13 protein-coding genes and 2 pseudogenes are annotated in these 15,833 nt (G+C 41.7%); 3 read left to right on the forward strand and 12 right to left on the reverse strand.

What is annotated here, in order from left to right:
- Window positions 1–475 precede the first annotated feature (475 nt).
- The 6 genes and pseudogenes from JNUCC1_RS18420 to JNUCC1_RS02010 form a co-directional block, all read right to left on the reverse strand.
- Window positions 476–805, reverse strand: a complete 330-nt coding sequence (locus JNUCC1_RS18420) for a cupin domain-containing protein (RefSeq protein ID WP_231746945.1) — start codon at window positions 803–805, stop codon at window positions 476–478.
- Window positions 806–844: 39 nt separating this feature from the next.
- Window positions 845–1,075, reverse strand: a pseudogene (locus JNUCC1_RS18905) (helix-turn-helix domain-containing protein); the annotation flags it as partial.
- 167 nt (window positions 1,076–1,242) lie between these two features.
- The gene (locus JNUCC1_RS01995) at window positions 1,243–2,148 is read right to left on the reverse strand and encodes a hydroxymethylglutaryl-CoA lyase (RefSeq protein ID WP_331713564.1); all 906 of its coding nucleotides are present in this window, start codon (window positions 2,146–2,148) and stop codon (window positions 1,243–1,245) included.
- A 227-nt stretch (window positions 2,149–2,375) separates the two neighbouring features.
- Window positions 2,376–4,019 carry a hypothetical protein gene (locus JNUCC1_RS02000; protein ID WP_156643763.1) on the reverse strand — a complete coding sequence of 548 codons (1,644 nt, stop codon included), beginning with the start codon at window positions 4,017–4,019 and terminating at the stop codon, window positions 2,376–2,378.
- Window positions 4,006–4,806 carry an ABC transporter ATP-binding protein gene (locus JNUCC1_RS02005; RefSeq protein ID WP_156643764.1) on the reverse strand — a complete coding sequence of 267 codons (801 nt, stop codon included), beginning with the start codon at window positions 4,804–4,806 and terminating at the stop codon, window positions 4,006–4,008. Before JNUCC1_RS02005 ends, JNUCC1_RS02000 begins: the two co-directional genes overlap by 14 nt.
- A gap of 123 nt (window positions 4,807–4,929) precedes the next feature.
- The gene (locus JNUCC1_RS02010) at window positions 4,930–5,292 is read right to left on the reverse strand and encodes a YlbF family regulator (RefSeq protein ID WP_156643765.1); all 363 of its coding nucleotides are present in this window, start codon (window positions 5,290–5,292) and stop codon (window positions 4,930–4,932) included.
- 212 nt (window positions 5,293–5,504) lie between these two features.
- On the opposite strand from JNUCC1_RS02010, the gene JNUCC1_RS02015 reads away from it, so the two are divergent.
- Together JNUCC1_RS02015 and JNUCC1_RS02020 are read left to right on the forward strand one after the other, a co-directional pair.
- Window positions 5,505–6,401 (forward strand): PucR family transcriptional regulator, encoded by an 897-nt coding sequence (locus tag JNUCC1_RS02015; protein ID WP_156643766.1) that lies wholly within the window; start codon window positions 5,505–5,507, stop codon window positions 6,399–6,401.
- Window positions 6,402–6,515: 114 nt separating this feature from the next.
- A complete protein-coding gene (locus JNUCC1_RS02020) occupies window positions 6,516–7,613 on the forward strand; it encodes an ABC transporter ATP-binding protein (protein ID WP_156643767.1) in 1,098 nt (365 codons plus the stop codon).
- Between the two features lie 803 nt (window positions 7,614–8,416).
- Here the strand turns inward: JNUCC1_RS02020 and JNUCC1_RS02025 are convergent.
- On the reverse strand, window positions 8,417–8,614 hold the full coding sequence (locus JNUCC1_RS02025) for an alpha/beta-type small acid-soluble spore protein (RefSeq protein ID WP_156643768.1): 198 nt from the start codon (window positions 8,612–8,614) through the stop codon (window positions 8,417–8,419).
- 122 nt (window positions 8,615–8,736) lie between these two features.
- Complete coding sequence (gene fumC / locus JNUCC1_RS02030) at window positions 8,737–10,122, reverse strand: class II fumarate hydratase (protein ID WP_156643769.1); 1,386 nt, start codon at window positions 10,120–10,122, stop codon at window positions 8,737–8,739.
- 173 nt (window positions 10,123–10,295) lie between these two features.
- On the opposite strand from fumC, the gene JNUCC1_RS02035 reads away from it, so the two are divergent.
- Window positions 10,296–11,210 carry a zinc dependent phospholipase C family protein gene (locus JNUCC1_RS02035; RefSeq protein ID WP_156643770.1) on the forward strand — a complete coding sequence of 305 codons (915 nt, stop codon included), beginning with the start codon at window positions 10,296–10,298 and terminating at the stop codon, window positions 11,208–11,210.
- 49 nt (window positions 11,211–11,259) lie between these two features.
- On the opposite strand, the pseudogene JNUCC1_RS02040 reads toward JNUCC1_RS02035, so the two are convergent.
- The 4 genes and pseudogenes from JNUCC1_RS02040 to JNUCC1_RS02055 form a co-directional block, all read right to left on the reverse strand.
- A pseudogene (locus JNUCC1_RS02040) lies at window positions 11,260–12,563 on the reverse strand (MFS transporter).
- A gap of 92 nt (window positions 12,564–12,655) precedes the next feature.
- Window positions 12,656–14,113, reverse strand: a complete 1,458-nt coding sequence (locus JNUCC1_RS02045; RefSeq protein WP_197431599.1) for a methyl-accepting chemotaxis protein — start codon at window positions 14,111–14,113, stop codon at window positions 12,656–12,658.
- Window positions 14,114–14,197: 84 nt separating this feature from the next.
- On the reverse strand, window positions 14,198–14,431 hold the full coding sequence (locus JNUCC1_RS02050) for an IDEAL domain-containing protein (protein WP_156643772.1): 234 nt from the start codon (window positions 14,429–14,431) through the stop codon (window positions 14,198–14,200).
- A gap of 108 nt (window positions 14,432–14,539) precedes the next feature.
- A complete protein-coding gene (locus JNUCC1_RS02055) occupies window positions 14,540–15,760 on the reverse strand; it encodes an MFS transporter (protein ID WP_156643773.1) in 1,221 nt (406 codons plus the stop codon).
- Between the last annotated feature and the right edge of the window lie 73 nt (window positions 15,761–15,833).

Raw genomic sequence — 15,833 nt, forward strand, 5'->3', positions numbered from 1 at the left:
CGGGAGTCTCCGTGTTTTCCCCGAGCTAGATATGAGAGGTTATTCTCTAACTCTTATGTGAGTAAAACCGTCCATGCCACTTAATAACATAGAGTGATTGGAGCGGAGGGAAGTCGACTCCTGCGGGAACAGCACGAGTCTGAAGACCCCACAGCGAGTACATTAAGGAGGGTCGACTAAGACCGCCCTTTGCGGGCAACGTCGACATACCCCTTGCCGGGGCAAAGAGGCTGAGGCCGTGCCAGTGGCTAGAAGACACTGTGAAAGTGGGTTTCTTGAACAGATGTCGCACTTGAGCTGTGATAAAGTTAAAGCGACTTCCTGCATCGGAAATCACGACGCTCTCATTGTAGTGGTTAGTTTCCAGAAGCAGTCATTCAAGTTTTCATTAGTTCGCAGGTTGTGTCTACTGTACTTTAGGGGAAGGGGGGTTAGGGACGTAAAAAAGAAGCGTTTGGGATACGCTTCTTGTTGGTTAGGGGTTTTCTATAAATATTGTTAATACTTTTGCTCCGATGTTATCCACTGGGACAAATAAATGAGGTTTACTGCCTTTAAAATAGGCTGTATCTCCTTGGCTCATTTCATATGTATCGTCGTCATAAAATAATTCGATCGTCCCCTGCAAAATATAAATAAACTCATCTTCGGTATGTGTGTAAGGATCATGGCGCACGTTCTGGTCTTTCGGTGTAACATGTACAATCGTTGGTTCTACAGAAGAAAAACGTGATTTAGCCAACAATTCATAGGAGTAACCCATATGCTCATCACCGATTACATGCTGTCGTTTGGATTGTTCCAATAAAACAAGATCTGTTTCAGGCTGATCATCAAGTACCCAGGATAAGGGGATTTCCAGTGCCTCAGAAATCTTGGATAAAGTAGCGACAGCTGAGGCTGTTTGTCCATTCTCTATTTTCGATAATAAGCTTTTGGAAATGCCGCATTGGTCGGCGATTTGCTGCTGTGTTTGTTTACTGCGTTGTCGTGCTTGTTTTATTTTTGTTCCGATGTGTTGTAGATTGATGGTGATTCCCCCTTCCCAACCCTTTATCTCGAATAGAATTATAATCTATATCATAGAGGAGTGAGCAACATGCGTCAATTTAAACTACAAGCCAGCCTATTGAGTACGGTCATTCCGTCACATCAACAGACTGGCTCATATTCTCCAGGCTCGCTGGTATAGCCGGCCCCAGCAAATCAGCTGTCTCTCTTACCCGCATCTATCATCCCCTGTTACTCCTGAGCGAGGGCAGAAGCGAGCGATTTACTGGGTAATGTCTTTCCCAATTTATTCTGCATCATAAGCGCTGCTTCCTGCATGCTTCGTTCATCTATACCCGTTTTAATACCCATCCCGTGTAAAAGATACAAAACATCATTCGTTGCTACATTTCCAGCAGCTCCGGGAGCAAATGGACATCCGCCCAGACCACCAACTGAGCTGTCAAAACGTGTAATACCATATCTTAATGATGCCATGATATTCGCTATTGCCATCCCACGTGTATCATGAAAATGCATAATAATTCTGTCCTTCGAATACCGCTGCATGACAGTGTCCAATAGGGTTTCGACCTCTGATGGCACAGCGGTTCCGATCGTGTCCCCAAGAGATAAATCATCTACACCTGCTTCGAGCAGCTCGTCACAGACTCTTATGACTGCATCAGGTTTAATTTTTCCTTCATATGGACAATCAAAGACAGTAGAGACATAGCCAGTAACGTGCTTCCCGGCTGACTTAGCTTCCTTGATCACCTCACCCAGAACAGGAAAAGTTTGGCTAATGGTTTTATTAATATTTTTTTTGTTATGAGTTTCACTGGCAGACATAAAAACAGATGCCCCATCAATTCCTGTTTCAAGTGCCAATTCAAGACCTTTCATATTTGGAACAAGCGCTGAGTATCTCACACCTTCCCGCCGTTTAATTTGACGCCCTACATCATGCGCATCTGATAATTGCGGCACCCATTTTGGATGAACAAAAGATGAGTATTCTATTTCTTTAACGCCGGAGTCAGATAGCATATCAATCCATGCCACTTTATCTGCCGTGGACACCTGCTTTTTTTCATTTTGCAGGCCATCTCTTGGTCCGACTTCCTTTACTTGAACAAATTCAGGCAAACGTCCCACAAAACCCCTCCTCACTTTTTTGAATTCGCTTACAAAATAGCTGCTCCCACCCCTAAGCTTTGCTAAAAAAGATATATTGCTACTTGTATTTATATTCATCACTGTTTACTTTTATTCAACCTTGTTGAATTCACTATAGCTGAACACAAACCCATTTGTCAAATCAGACATTTCCGTTTATTTATATGAACAAAATAATCGGATGTCTACTCACCCGATTTTTTGCTTCACATATCAATTAACATCTTTTTCTGTCGGAATACCATTTTCCAACTTACGATTGTAGCAATTAGTAAAATGGCTATATAAATATACACACCATAATCAATTTTCGATGACAGCCAGTGGAAAACGAAAAATATCCCCGTAAAAAACATCATCAAAAAGAACTTCATAGTGCTCCCGGCCTGTTGTGCTGTTTCAAATGGCCTTGAAAATGGAAAAACATCATTATTCGTCAGCTTATAAGAAATCAGCGTCTGCAAGATAATAGCGATAGCAACGGCGATTAAGTCTGGTATGATCCGACCGGAGAAAATCCATACAAAAGCAATTGCAACTACGAAATAAACTGGAAAATATAATAAAATAAGAAACGCCTTTAGAGTCGCACTGTAGAACATTGATTTATTTTTAATTGGACTTGCGAAAAATATCCAACTTCCTTTATATCTGCTGGAGTGTCTTAGCATGTATACAACCGGCCCAATGACAATCGCAGTAAAATAAATATTAAAATGCATGTTACTCTCTCGAAGCGCATCAAAAGACTCCATACTTACAAAATTCATCAGAAAAATGAATGGAAAGACGAGCGCCATGCCAAGTGATGGGTATACCCGCAATTTGAAATCACGTTCCCGCTTAATCATTGAGGCTGAAAAACGGAAAAACGACTGCTCTTCCCTTGAGCGACAAAGCATCCGTGCCCATAAATCTGATAAATTCCAGCGTGATCCTTTGCTGGTGGAGGAACTTGACATCAGTTTTTGCAAATTCCTTTCAAACGAAGGTACAAGACGGTAATATAACATGAACGCACTAATCGGTACGACAATCGCTAATACAGTCATTAAACCAGCTGCGCCTGATTGGTTACTCTGGAAAAACAGATCAAATGGCCCGGCAAACCAAATTGGCGGAAGTACCACATGCCACCATTCGAACGTATAGACAAAATTCATATCGGTGAATTCAAACATGCGGATCACAATCTGATACCCTATTACAATGCTGACGGACAACAAGATTTGTACATAATTGATAATGTCCCGCAATTTCTCTGCTGTAAAAAACTGCAGTATATAGATATAGATCAAAGCTGTTAAAGCCACCACAAACAAAACGAGTAAAACGATTTCTGCGATCAATAAAAGGAAAAACAATATCCCTTTAGCAAAAATCGCTACGATTAATGGTATAAATAAAAATGCACCAGTCAATTGGCTGATATATATAACGACGTGAACGAATTTAGCAGCATTAACCGTCCGCTCATCCACAGGCTTTGTATTGAGCAATGTTTTATCACGAACATCCAAAAGCACTGAGGAGAAATCAGAAATCAGTGATGTCATTAAAATAAACATTGACACACCGAAAAAAAGGCTCATTTCAAAATAGTAATCCCCTAAAAACAAAAAAGGCACCAATATCAAGCCATAAAGCACATATATTCCAAGTGATTTGAGTAATTGATTATCCTTTTCCTTTTTCTCTGTCATGTTCGCTTGAAACATTGTTGGAACACGGCGTTGATCCATCGTCAATTTAACTTGGAGAATTTTGCGCATCGTTGGATAATCAATTTTCAGAGCCTTAAAGATCCCACTGATTAAATCGAGCAGCTGAAGTATTTTAAAGTTCTGCATCGGCAGCACCGTCCATGATAATATCCACGAATTTACGGGCAGTTTCTTTATGTTCGTTAAACCCTGTCAATTCATTAAATACAGCTTCCAGTGAGCCTGCCTTGCTCTGTTCCCTTAACTCTTCAAATGAGCCATCTGCCTTGATCTGCCCATCAACAATCAATACGATGCGATTACTGATCTTCTCAACGACATCCATAATATGAGAGGAATAAAAAATCGTTTTCCCCTTGGCTGCCAACTGCTCGAGTACATCTTTAACAACCATGACACTGTTAGCATCCAAGCCGTTCAAGGGCTCATCAAGGAAAATCAAATCCGGGTCATGAAGTAAGCTCGAAATCAACAGCACTTTTTGTCGCATCCCTTTTGAAAAAGAAGATAAACGCGTGTCACATACATCGAGCATGTCAAATTCATTTAGCAGTTGACGGGCCTTAGTTTCAGCATTTTCTCGAGCTAAACCATACAATTCTCCAGAGAACACCAGATACTCACAAGCGGTGAGGTTGTCGTAAAGATCCGCGTTCTCAGGCACATAGCCGATTTTACGTTTGTATGTATGATCACTCTTGGCAATATCTTGGCCGAGTATTTCAACATGGCCTTTATAACCGTCCAAAAGACCAAGCATGATCTTCAGCGTTGTACTCTTTCCCGCACCATTGGGGCCAATATAGCCTATTATTTGTCCCCTGTACACGTCCAGGTTAATGCCTTTTAACACTGTTTTTCCAGGAAATGTCATCGTTAAGTCTTCAAGTGACAATACTTTCTCATCAACCATCCTTATCCCCCTATTTTCTATAGTCTCCTTCTTCTTTACGTGTATATAACGATAAAAGTTTCTACTCCATATAGAAAACACCCGCAAGAAGTAATTTTCTGCGGGTGCTTTTTTCATAAATGATTAGTTGTTTTCATTTTCAGCTTGTGTTCCGTAAAGGTCTTCCAGGGGCTTAGTAATGATCTGGCTGATTTCGTTAACAACCTGATTCATTTGTTCTTCCTTTTCCATCAGTGCTGAAATGCCTTCATGCTGTTGAACACGCTCAACCACTTGTTTGGCGTTTTGCACTTCTTCTTCTGTTATATCTTCGCCCATCATTTGTTTTTCCTGAAGTGTCATTTGCGTGTTGCGAAACTCATGAAACATGTTGCGCGCGATATCATCTTGCATAACAACTTCAAAGGCAGACTGAAGCGCCTGAAATTCCTCGCTGTCTCTGATGGCTTGTTCAAGATCGTGCGCACGTTCTGTAATATTAGCCATAATGCATCCTCCTTCGTTCTTTTGTTTGGCAGGTGAAAGTATCCGTCCAAATGTTTTCAAAACATGAAAATTCGTTTATACCGGCCGAAATACGAACACTAAACATACTATAACAAAGGCAGGAATTGATGTATACCAATAACATCAATTCCTATTCACAGTTACAACTGGTATACTGACATCATAAAACCCGCATAAAGGATCGATTAAATATGAAAGCAAATTTACAAAAATTGTTTCCTGAACTTGTCGATATCGCTGATCAGCCTGACGTTGCCTACGAAGCGTATGAGTGGTTTAAAACACCTGCAGAAGAAGTGCTTGGGTTTCCAAAAGCGGCACTGACGGAACGTGATTCCATGTATCTTGCCACATTTATGAAAACAGTAAATCCCGTATTGCCGAACATGACAGCAAATGAACGCTTTTGGAATGATCTGGTCCATCGGCGCTCCCGGAAAGAAACAGTCAATAATAATAAGCAATCTTATCGATTTGTATATTTTGCTTTTCCTCCAGATCGAATTCATCCGGATGTATTTAAAGAAGCCATACAAGAACTGTTTAATAAGGAAATACCAATGCTATGGATTACGGATTACTCTGGCGTTTTAATTGAATCTCCCGTCGAAAATGGTGAAGAAGCCATTTCATATGAGCAGATAATTGACATTCTTATGAGTGATTTATACATGAAACTCCACTTTTTCGTGGGCCCGATTACAACAGATTATACGACCGCACCAGACCTTTACAACAATATTATTGTCGCAGCAGAAACAGCTTTTCAATCATCTGATCAAGCTGTGTTGTCATATACGGAAGCTTTGCCTGCTGTTCTGCTGAACCACTTGTCTATGAAAAAACAGCAATTAATTGAACAAGCTGTCCTCGGTGAGTTTGCGGAAGATCCAGACATGCTTAAGACATTAGGTGCCTTTGTGAGCTGCAATATGAATGTTTCGACTACAGCTAAAAAGCTTTATATGCACCGTAACAGTCTACAATATCGATTGGACAAGTTTATAGAAAAAACAGGGATTGACATTCGGCAGTTCCCTGAGGCCGTCAGTGTCCACTTGGCTCTATTGGCTAATAAAATACACTAAAACGAAGACTGGAACACATGCACAAAAAACGCTTACATAGTTCGTGCACATTGTCCATTTACCCCCTCCATTGGCTGTTGTACAATAAAATCAGAACAACTTGGAGGGATTACAATGGCTGAACTGAGATTAGATAAAATTAAAAAAGTATTCGACAAAGACGTCGTTGCGGTGAATGATTTTGATTTACATATTAAAGACAAGGAGTTCATCGTATTCGTCGGGCCTTCAGGGTGCGGTAAATCAACCACATTGCGTATGGTGGCCGGACTTGAAGAAATTTCAGAAGGTGAATTGTATATTGATGACAAGAAAATGAACGATGTTGCTCCTAAAGACCGTGATATTGCGATGGTATTCCAGAACTATGCGCTCTATCCACACATGAACGTTTACGATAACATGGCATTCGGTCTTAAGCTCCGTAAGTTTAAAAAGGATGAAATTAAAGAACGCGTTGATAACGCCGCCAAAATACTCGGATTGGAAGGGTATTTGGACAGAAAACCAAAAGCACTTTCTGGTGGTCAGCGCCAGCGTGTTGCACTTGGCCGGGCTATTGTTCGTGACGCCAAGGTCTTCCTCATGGACGAACCGTTATCAAACCTGGACGCAAAGTTACGTGTGCAAATGCGTGCTGAAATTCAAAAATTGCACCGCCGTCTGCAAACAACAACGATCTATGTGACACACGACCAGACAGAAGCAATGACCATGGCCACGCGCCTTGTTGTTATGAAGGATGGTATTATTCAGCAGGTTGGAGCTCCAAAAGAAGTTTACGACCTCCCTGAGAATGTCTTTGTCGGTGGCTTCATTGGTTCCCCGTCCATGAACTTCCTAACCGGAAAATTGGAAGAAGGATACTTTTTAATGGGGGATCTGCGTATTAAAGTACCTGAAGGCAAGATGAAGATGCTGCGTGAACAAAACTTTGTTAATAAAGACGTTATACTTGGAATCCGTCCTGAGGACATTCACGACGAACTGGCATTTATCAATTCATCTCCAGAAACAAAAATCACAGCAGACATTGATGTCGCTGAACTCATGGGTTCCGAATCATTCCTTTATTCCAAAGTAGACGAACAGGACTTCGTAGCCCGCATTGACTCAAGAACCGACATCGACGGCGGCGACTCAATCGACCTCGCCCTCGACATGAACCGCGTACACTTCTTCGATCCCGAAACAGAATTAAGAATCCGATAAACACCAAAAAAGAGACGGCCCACCGTCTCTTTTTTCATTATAATTATCACACCTTCAAAAAACCCGACCTATGACACAATTGACACAAACTACGAACCAGAGAAAACTTGGCTATACTTAAGATGAGAGGGTCGTGATTTCCGCTGCGGGAAGTCGCTTTAACTTTATCACAGCTCAAGTGCAACATCTGTTCAAGAAGGACACTTTCACAGTGTCTTCTAGCCGCGGGCACGGCCTCAGCCTCCCCGCTCGCAAAAACCGCTCGCTGTGGGGTCTTCAGACTCGTGCTGTTCCCGCAGAAGTTGACTTCCCTCCGCTCCAATCACTATATATTAAAGTGGTGTTTGGACGGTTCTGCTCAAAATTCAAGTAAGAACGTAAACACTTCTTTAGCAGTTAGTACTAGGTCCACTTATGCATATTAATTTCGATTTATGCGTAACCACGGCTTGCTTATGAGCATTTATTTCCGTTTATAAGGGATCCCAGCTCCTATATGCGCATTCACACCTCCAACCATTCTGCTTACGCAAGAGAAAGAAGGTGAGCATTCCACACCTAGCTCGGGGGAAACACGGAGACTCCTGCGGGATGCAAAGCCTCGATGAGACCCCGGAGGTCGGCAGACCGAGGAGGCTCAGCAGCGCCCGCGGAAAGCGCAGTGTTTCCCCCGAGCGGCTGCATGGGGCAGTCATAAGTTAGTTCGCAGTTTACTTAAATTGTGATGGAGTTTATTCCATTTGAAAAAGGAGGGCGTTTTGCCCTCCTTTTATAGCCATTCGCTATTCAGTTACATAACTCAATTAATATTGTCCACCCATTTGCTGCTGTGCAGTTTGAACAAGACGCTTAGTGATTTCACCACCGACTGAACCGTTTGCACGGGAAGTCGTGTCAGGACCAAGGCTTACACCGAACTCCTGGGCAATTTCTGTTTTCATTTGGTCAAGAGCCTGCTGTGCACCAGGTACGACCAACTGGTTTGAATTATTGTTTGCCATGTCTTATCACCTCCTGTAACCATATTGTCTGCAGAACCCAAAAACTTATCACATATATTAACTGGTAAATAGTGTGTAAGTTGACAATCGGTCCCTAGACTAAAGAGGTGACGTGCATGGCATTATTTTGGATAAGTCATTTCTTTTGGGTTAACATATTCTTCAAACTGGTCCTCGGTTAACAGACCTAATTCAACAGCAGTTTCTTTTAATGTTTTTTGCTCTTCAAAAGCCGTTTTAGCTATTTTCGCAGCATTTTCATACCCGATGTGCGGATTCAAAGCTGTAACAAGCATCAAAGAATCGTTAAGGTATTGATCAATCTTTTCCTGATTGGGTTCAATCCCCTGCACACACCGTTCATCAAAAGATAGCATACTATCAGCAAGGATCTGACAGGATTGCAGGAAATTATAAGCGATCACAGGTTTGAATACATTCAGTTCAAAATTCCCTTGACTTGCAGCAAATCCGATGGTCGCATCGTTCCCCATAACCTGAGCAGAAACCATCGTAACAGCTTCACTTTGTGTCGGGTTAACTTTGCCAGGCATAATTGAACTTCCAGGCTCATTTGCCGGTATCGTAATCTCACCGATTCCGCAACGTGGTCCGCTTGCAAGCCAGCGCACATCGTTGGCAATCTTCATCAAATCAGCAGCAAGGGCCTTTAATGCACCATGGGCATGAACTGTTTCATCATGGCTTGTCAATGCATGAAATTTATTTGGAGCAGATATGAAATTAGTACCTGTTTCAGTACTTATCGTTTCACAAACACGCTCAGACAATTCAGGATGCGCATTCAATCCTGTCCCAACAGCTGTGCCGCCAATAGCCAATTCGCGCAAATAAGTCAGGCTTTCCTGAACCATCCGTTCAGACTTTTCCAGCATCCGGTGCCAGCCGCTGATTTCTTGGCCGAGTGTTAATGGAGTTGCATCCTGAAGGTGGGTTCTTCCGATCTTTACGATATCCATGAAAGCATCCATTTTTTCTTTCAAAGTCGCCTTAATTTGCTTTACACCCGGCAAGACATCTTGTTCCAGCTTCAAAACAAAGGAAATATGCATTGCTGTCGGATATGTATCATTTGAACTTTGTGATTTATTGACATCATCATTCGGATGAAGCTTTAAATCGCTATTCTGTTCTTTCAGCCACTCATTCCCGACATATGCAATGACTTCATTTACGTTCATATTGGACTGCGTGCCGCTGCCTGTTTGCCAGACAACAAGCGGAAAATGTTCATTCAGTTCACCTTTTTGAATTTTGTCTGCTGCATATGCAATGGCATCTGCTTTCTCTTTTTCCAAAATTCCCAGGTCGTAGTTTACCTTGGCCACGCTTTTTTTAAGGATTGAAAAAGCTTTTACAATCTCAATAGGCATAGTTTCGTTACCGATTGGAAAGTTTTGTTTACTGCGTTGCGTCTGGGCTCCCCAGAATTTATCTGCCGGTACTTTCACTTCTCCAAACGTATCATGTTCACTCCGATAATCCATAATGTGATCCTCCCTTTGTATGTTGTATACCCAACAACATTGTACCAAACTTTTGGTTAAAGGATAAATACAACGTGTTCGTTCTGACACAAATTCGTGCCTTTTTCTGGTAGTCAGTACATGTCGTATCTATTATAATACAGACAAGAATAGCACGAGAGGAGGTTTTCGTGATGCCTAATATATGGACCCATATGCTTTTTTGTGAAGATGTCATCGATTCGATTGACAATCCAAATCCTTTTATGCAGTATGATACATTTATGAAATTAGGAGCTCAAGGTCCAGACCCTTTCTTTTATCATAATTTCTGGCCATGGATTAAAAACGATCCTGTCAAAAATATCGGGAACAAACTCCACACTGAGCAATGCGGCCCCATTTTAATGGATTTAATCAAGAAAGCTAAAGACATGAAACCTCATGTCCGTGCATATATTTTTGGCTTTGTGACACATCATATCCTTGATCGTAATACACACCCCTACATTCACTACAAGGCGGGATATGCCGGCAGTGACCACCAAAAACTTGAAGTGATTATTGATACCATCATGATGGAAAAATACCACAAGCTTAAAACGTGGAAAGCCCCTGTTTATAAAGAAATTGATGTTGGAAAAAATTTGCCGGATGACATCGTCTTTTTATTGGACAACACGATGCGAGCTTATTATACAGAGCTACCGGCTCAGGACACAAACTACATTCAAAAATCATACAAAGATATGAAGCTGGCACTTAAGCTTTTGAAAGATCCTATTGGATGGAAAAACACCTTTTTTAAGTCAGTGGTCGGGCCGTATTCCCATCGTCCAATCAAAGGTGAAGTGGATTACTTAAACTTGAATCATCAGCCATGGTATCACTCCGCCACTAATGAATACCATACAGAGAGCTTTGTGGACCTGTATTGTAAGAGCAGGGATGAAGGCATTGCCATTATGACAGAAATCCTCATGTACTGGCGCGCACATAGCAAAGCATCTGAACAAAGACTTCAGAGTATGATAGGAAATATCTCATACGATACAGGTGAACCACTTGATTTAAACCTGGAAAACCGATACTGCAGGCCCATTGTATAAAGTCAAAAACATCCGGTCGTCATACTGACAACCGGATGTTTTGCTTTCATCATTTAGGATTGATCTCCGTTCGATCGGACCATGAAGTTTGTGATGCAGCTTCTCGTACCCCTTTATCAATATCGACAAATTTGAGTAAAATAATGCCGCCAATAAAGAAGAAAATCAGTGACATGATTCCAAGTCTGCTTGATCCGGTTAACTGCCCGACGAGTGCAAAGACAAACGGCCCAACAATTGCCGCGAACTTTGACGATATGCCATAAAATCCGAAGAACTCAGCATGTTTATTAGCTGGGACTAACCGGCCGTATATTGAACGGCTTAATGACTGTGCACCGCCTTGAACAAGACCAACACAAATGGCCAGTAAGTAAAAATGTAGCGCCGATGACATGAAATACCCGAGTACGACAATCCCTAAATAGACGTATAAGGCAAGAAAAAGTGCACGTTTAGCCGTTATTTTATTGGCCAGATAACCAAAGAAGAACGTACAGGGAATCCCGACAAATTGTGTGATTAAAAGTGCAATAATTAATGAATTCGTATCAATACCAATATCTTTGCCATAAATAGTGGCCATCTTAATAATCGTTGAGATCCCGTCATTATACATCCAAAATGCCAAGAGAAAAATCAGCAATTGCTTGTATTGCTTGATTTCCTTAAACGTGTTTCCCACCCGTGAAAAACCAATCGCGATATAGGAACGTTCCCGTTTAACTGCCGTTTTCTTTTCTTCACGAATATGCTTGAAGAGCGGAATGGAAAAAACAAACCACCATACGCCGACAGAAGCAAAAGCAGCCTGACTCGCCGCCGTGACGCTTGGCAATCCAAACCAGTCATGCTTCAGAATCATTAACACATTAATAGCCAAAAGCAGGCCGCCCCCAATATAACCCATGCGAAGCCAGCAGTTGACACCTTGTCTATTTCTTCTTCTCCTGCAATTTCGGGCAGAAAGGCATCATAAAACACATTACCACCTGAGAAACCAATAGTGCCCACAATCAGTAAGATCGATGCAAACAGGTAATCACCTTCACCTACGAAAGCCAATAGGATACTCGCAATAATCCCCATGTAAGCAAAAAAACGCAGGAACTTTTTCTTGGCGGCTGAGTAGTCGCTGATTGCGCCTAATATCGGAGCGAGGATTGCTACAATTAAAACAGCAATGGATTGAGAATATCCCCAATAACTTGCAGCCTGTGATTCTCCCAAGCCTTTAGCAGCGACATCATAATAAAATGTTGGCAATACCGCAGCCATGATTGTTGTTGCAAAAGCCGAGTTACCAAAATCGTACAGGATCCAACTAAATTTGGTCTTTTTGTTTCTCTCCAATTAATTCACCCCTTTTATTTATATTCATGTTTAAGCATAACAAAAACCATGATTAAATGGTGATCCATGTCTGGTTTTCATCTTGACGCATTTTATGTTTGCAACGCAGCCGCGGTTTGATTTGTTTCCTCAATAGCGCGTGATAAATGGTTCATCCGGTCTACCTGCTGATGAACAACTGCTGCCAGTTCTTCTATCGTTGCGGTGGTTTCCTCAATCAACGAAGCCAACTGATCAACAGATCCGTCAATAGATTGCGATGCTGACTGAATCTCCGTTGCTTGCTTTTGCAAATAACCCAGATATTGAATGAAATTTATCAGCTGTTTTGTGATATGTTCGAAGTTATTCCTGGCTTCTGATATATATGTCTGACTTTCGTTTAACTGATGTGTGTTATGTACCATTTCTTCGCGAACATTCAAGGCATCTTCTTCGACAGCATTTAAATTGTTGCGGATCAACTCGGCTGTTTGCTGTGAAACTTCAGCAAGCTTCCTTACTTCTTTGGCAACAACCGTGAAACCATTTCCGGCCTCCCCTGCTCTCGCCGCCTCAATACTGGCATTCAGTGCAAGGAGGTTTGTCTGTTCTGCAATGCTTTGAATATCGGCTGTAAACTGACTGTTTTCTTTCATATGTTTAACAAGCTGTTCCATATTTTTATGCAATTCGTTAAACGACTGGTGGAAACCAGACATAGTATGAGTAAGTTTATTGAGAGAGGATTCCCCTGCTTGCGATAAGTCGATCAATTCTTTTCCGTCTTGTGTACTTCTTGCAAAAGAACCAAGCATCTTATCCAAACGTGAATTTGTTTGATTGGTTTCTGATGAAATATGTGTTGCACCATCTGCCTGCTGCTGGCTTGCCGCCGCAATATCGCTAAAAGCTGCAAGCATTTCATTCATTGAATGTGTATAATCTGTACTGTCTTTTTCCATCGTTGCCATCTGCTGCTGAACAGCTACAGCACTTTCTTCCATCAGTTTTTGCTGATGCTGCAGCAGCTCCTCTCTCTTCTTTCCTTCCTCTATAGCCGTTTCCGACGCCAGCAAAAGTTTACGGGCAGTTTTAACCTGCATGAAAAGAACGGCAAATATCAGGACATAAAAAACGATCGTAATTGTTGCTGCTCTCCCTGTGAAGCCTAACGCTTCCCCTTTTTCAGAAACAAAAAATGCCAGCAGCAAAAGTCCTAATACGCCCCCGGTTGCCAGCGTTCTTGCTGAAAGAGAAATAGCTGAAACAGCCAATATAAAAAACACAAACAGCATATTTGTTACATAATTAGAGCTCATAATCACAATAAGTGAAACCACCCCAATGAACACAATGGCCAGATATGGAATAAGATCAAGCAGTCTTTGCTTTACTTGTAGAAACGTTAAAAAAGCTATACAAATGGCTCCGCCGCCACCAATTGCCCAAATGTTTTCTTTAGGTGCCCCGACAACGATTTCCGCTGTAAATCCGAGTAAAACTGAAAAGACGAGTATGTAAATCATAATCTTGTTCTGTCGCAATAATATATTCTCATGACCCCGCATGCTGTTTCCCCCTATATGTAACCGCATTATATTTCGAGCACAGAAAAAGCGTCTTGCCAGGATGCAGCAAGACGTCCAAAAGCATTACTCCCGTATAAAAGGTTTGTATTGTAACCCTAACTCTATAAAGCGTTCTCGGTCTCCATGATCAATCGCTTTGTTAATTTCTTCTTCCAAATATGCTTTGTTCCAATTAAAACATAGTTCATCCATAATCAATCGGGCTGACACTTGCAGTTCGTACGGGATCTCCCGTCTCGCCCGAATCATCGGACCAGTGTAACGAACGTACGTGCAAATTGCTGTTTGTTTTGGCATGGCACACACCCCTTTGGTCCCTTTTTACCATTATGCTTAATGTTTAGAATAATTGCAAGCATAAAAAGCAAAAATGTGTGTTTTACCTAGAAAAAACTTTGCAATTTGCTATGGTTTAATATTTCTGTATGCGAGCCACCCCGCTCCAAGTGCAAACACCGCAAGCAAACCAGCAATCCATGCAATTTCTTTTGTCATTAAAAACGCAATGACCGGCGGGCCTGCTGCAACACCTATGAAACGCATTGCACTGTAAATTGAAGTTACAATGCCTCTCACATCTTTCTCAAGACTCTTTGTAATTAAAGCATCAAGTGCAGGCAGCGACATGCCTATGCCTGTTCCGCAAACAAAGAAAATGGCCAGCAAATATACAGGTGAAGCTTTAAGAGGAATTAAAACCACTGCACTACCTGCCAGGATAATACCGATAAATGTGATCCACTTCATTACTTTCAGATCGTCTTTTATTTTTTTTCCGGAAATGTATGATGCTACTGCAAGAGCGAGCAACGGAACAGCCAGCATTAAACCCTTCCATACCCCTGTGTATCCATACTGATCTTCAAGAACACTGGATAAATAAAACAAAAAGCCAAACAATATAAACATTAATATGGCACCGATTATAAAGACGGCCACCAGCCATCTGGCATGTTCAGCAAATACATCTTTAATTAATTGAAGATATTTTTTAAATGTAAATGGCTCTTCTTCCTCACCCTGATCATCACTTGCTTTTATTAAAAATATAACCAGCAAAACAGATATAAGACTGAATACCGGAATGGACAGGAATGGCAAAAACCATACGACCAGTGCTAGAAGTGACCCAAGAATGGGACTGAGAACTTTGCCGGCCGTGTTGGACGTTTCGATAATGCCCATAGTAGAACTTGCATCTTCATCCCGCTGAAACATATCTCCAACAAGTGGAAGAACAATTGGGGCCGCTCCGGAAGATCCAACACCTTGCAGGATCCTTCCAAGTAAAATCACCATGAATGGATCATCCATTTTCCAGGAAGCAACTCCTGCTACCAGACCGCCAATGCCAGTGATAATCAACGCTGGAACAATGATGACTTTCCGGCCGTACCGATCTGATAAGAACCCGGCAATAGGTATCAGAATAATGGCGACGATTGAATAGGCAGTGATAATATAACTTGATTGCAGTGCAGTAATGCCGAGTTCCTTTTCCATAAGCGGCAAAATTGGAATCAGCATTGAATTGCCAAGCGTCATAATCAACGGTATGGAAGCTAAAGAAATGATTGCCCATCTTCTTTTATCCTGATCCACACCGGACTGATTGGTATGTGTCATATGCCATGCATCCTTTACTTTAAACTATGATTACTATGCACACTCGCGCTCGTTTTATGCTCGCTGGAAAGAC

Source organism: Lentibacillus sp. JNUCC-1 (assembly GCF_009741735.1).
In the GTDB taxonomy this organism is placed as follows: Bacteria; Bacillota; Bacilli; order Bacillales; family Amphibacillaceae; genus Lentibacillus_B.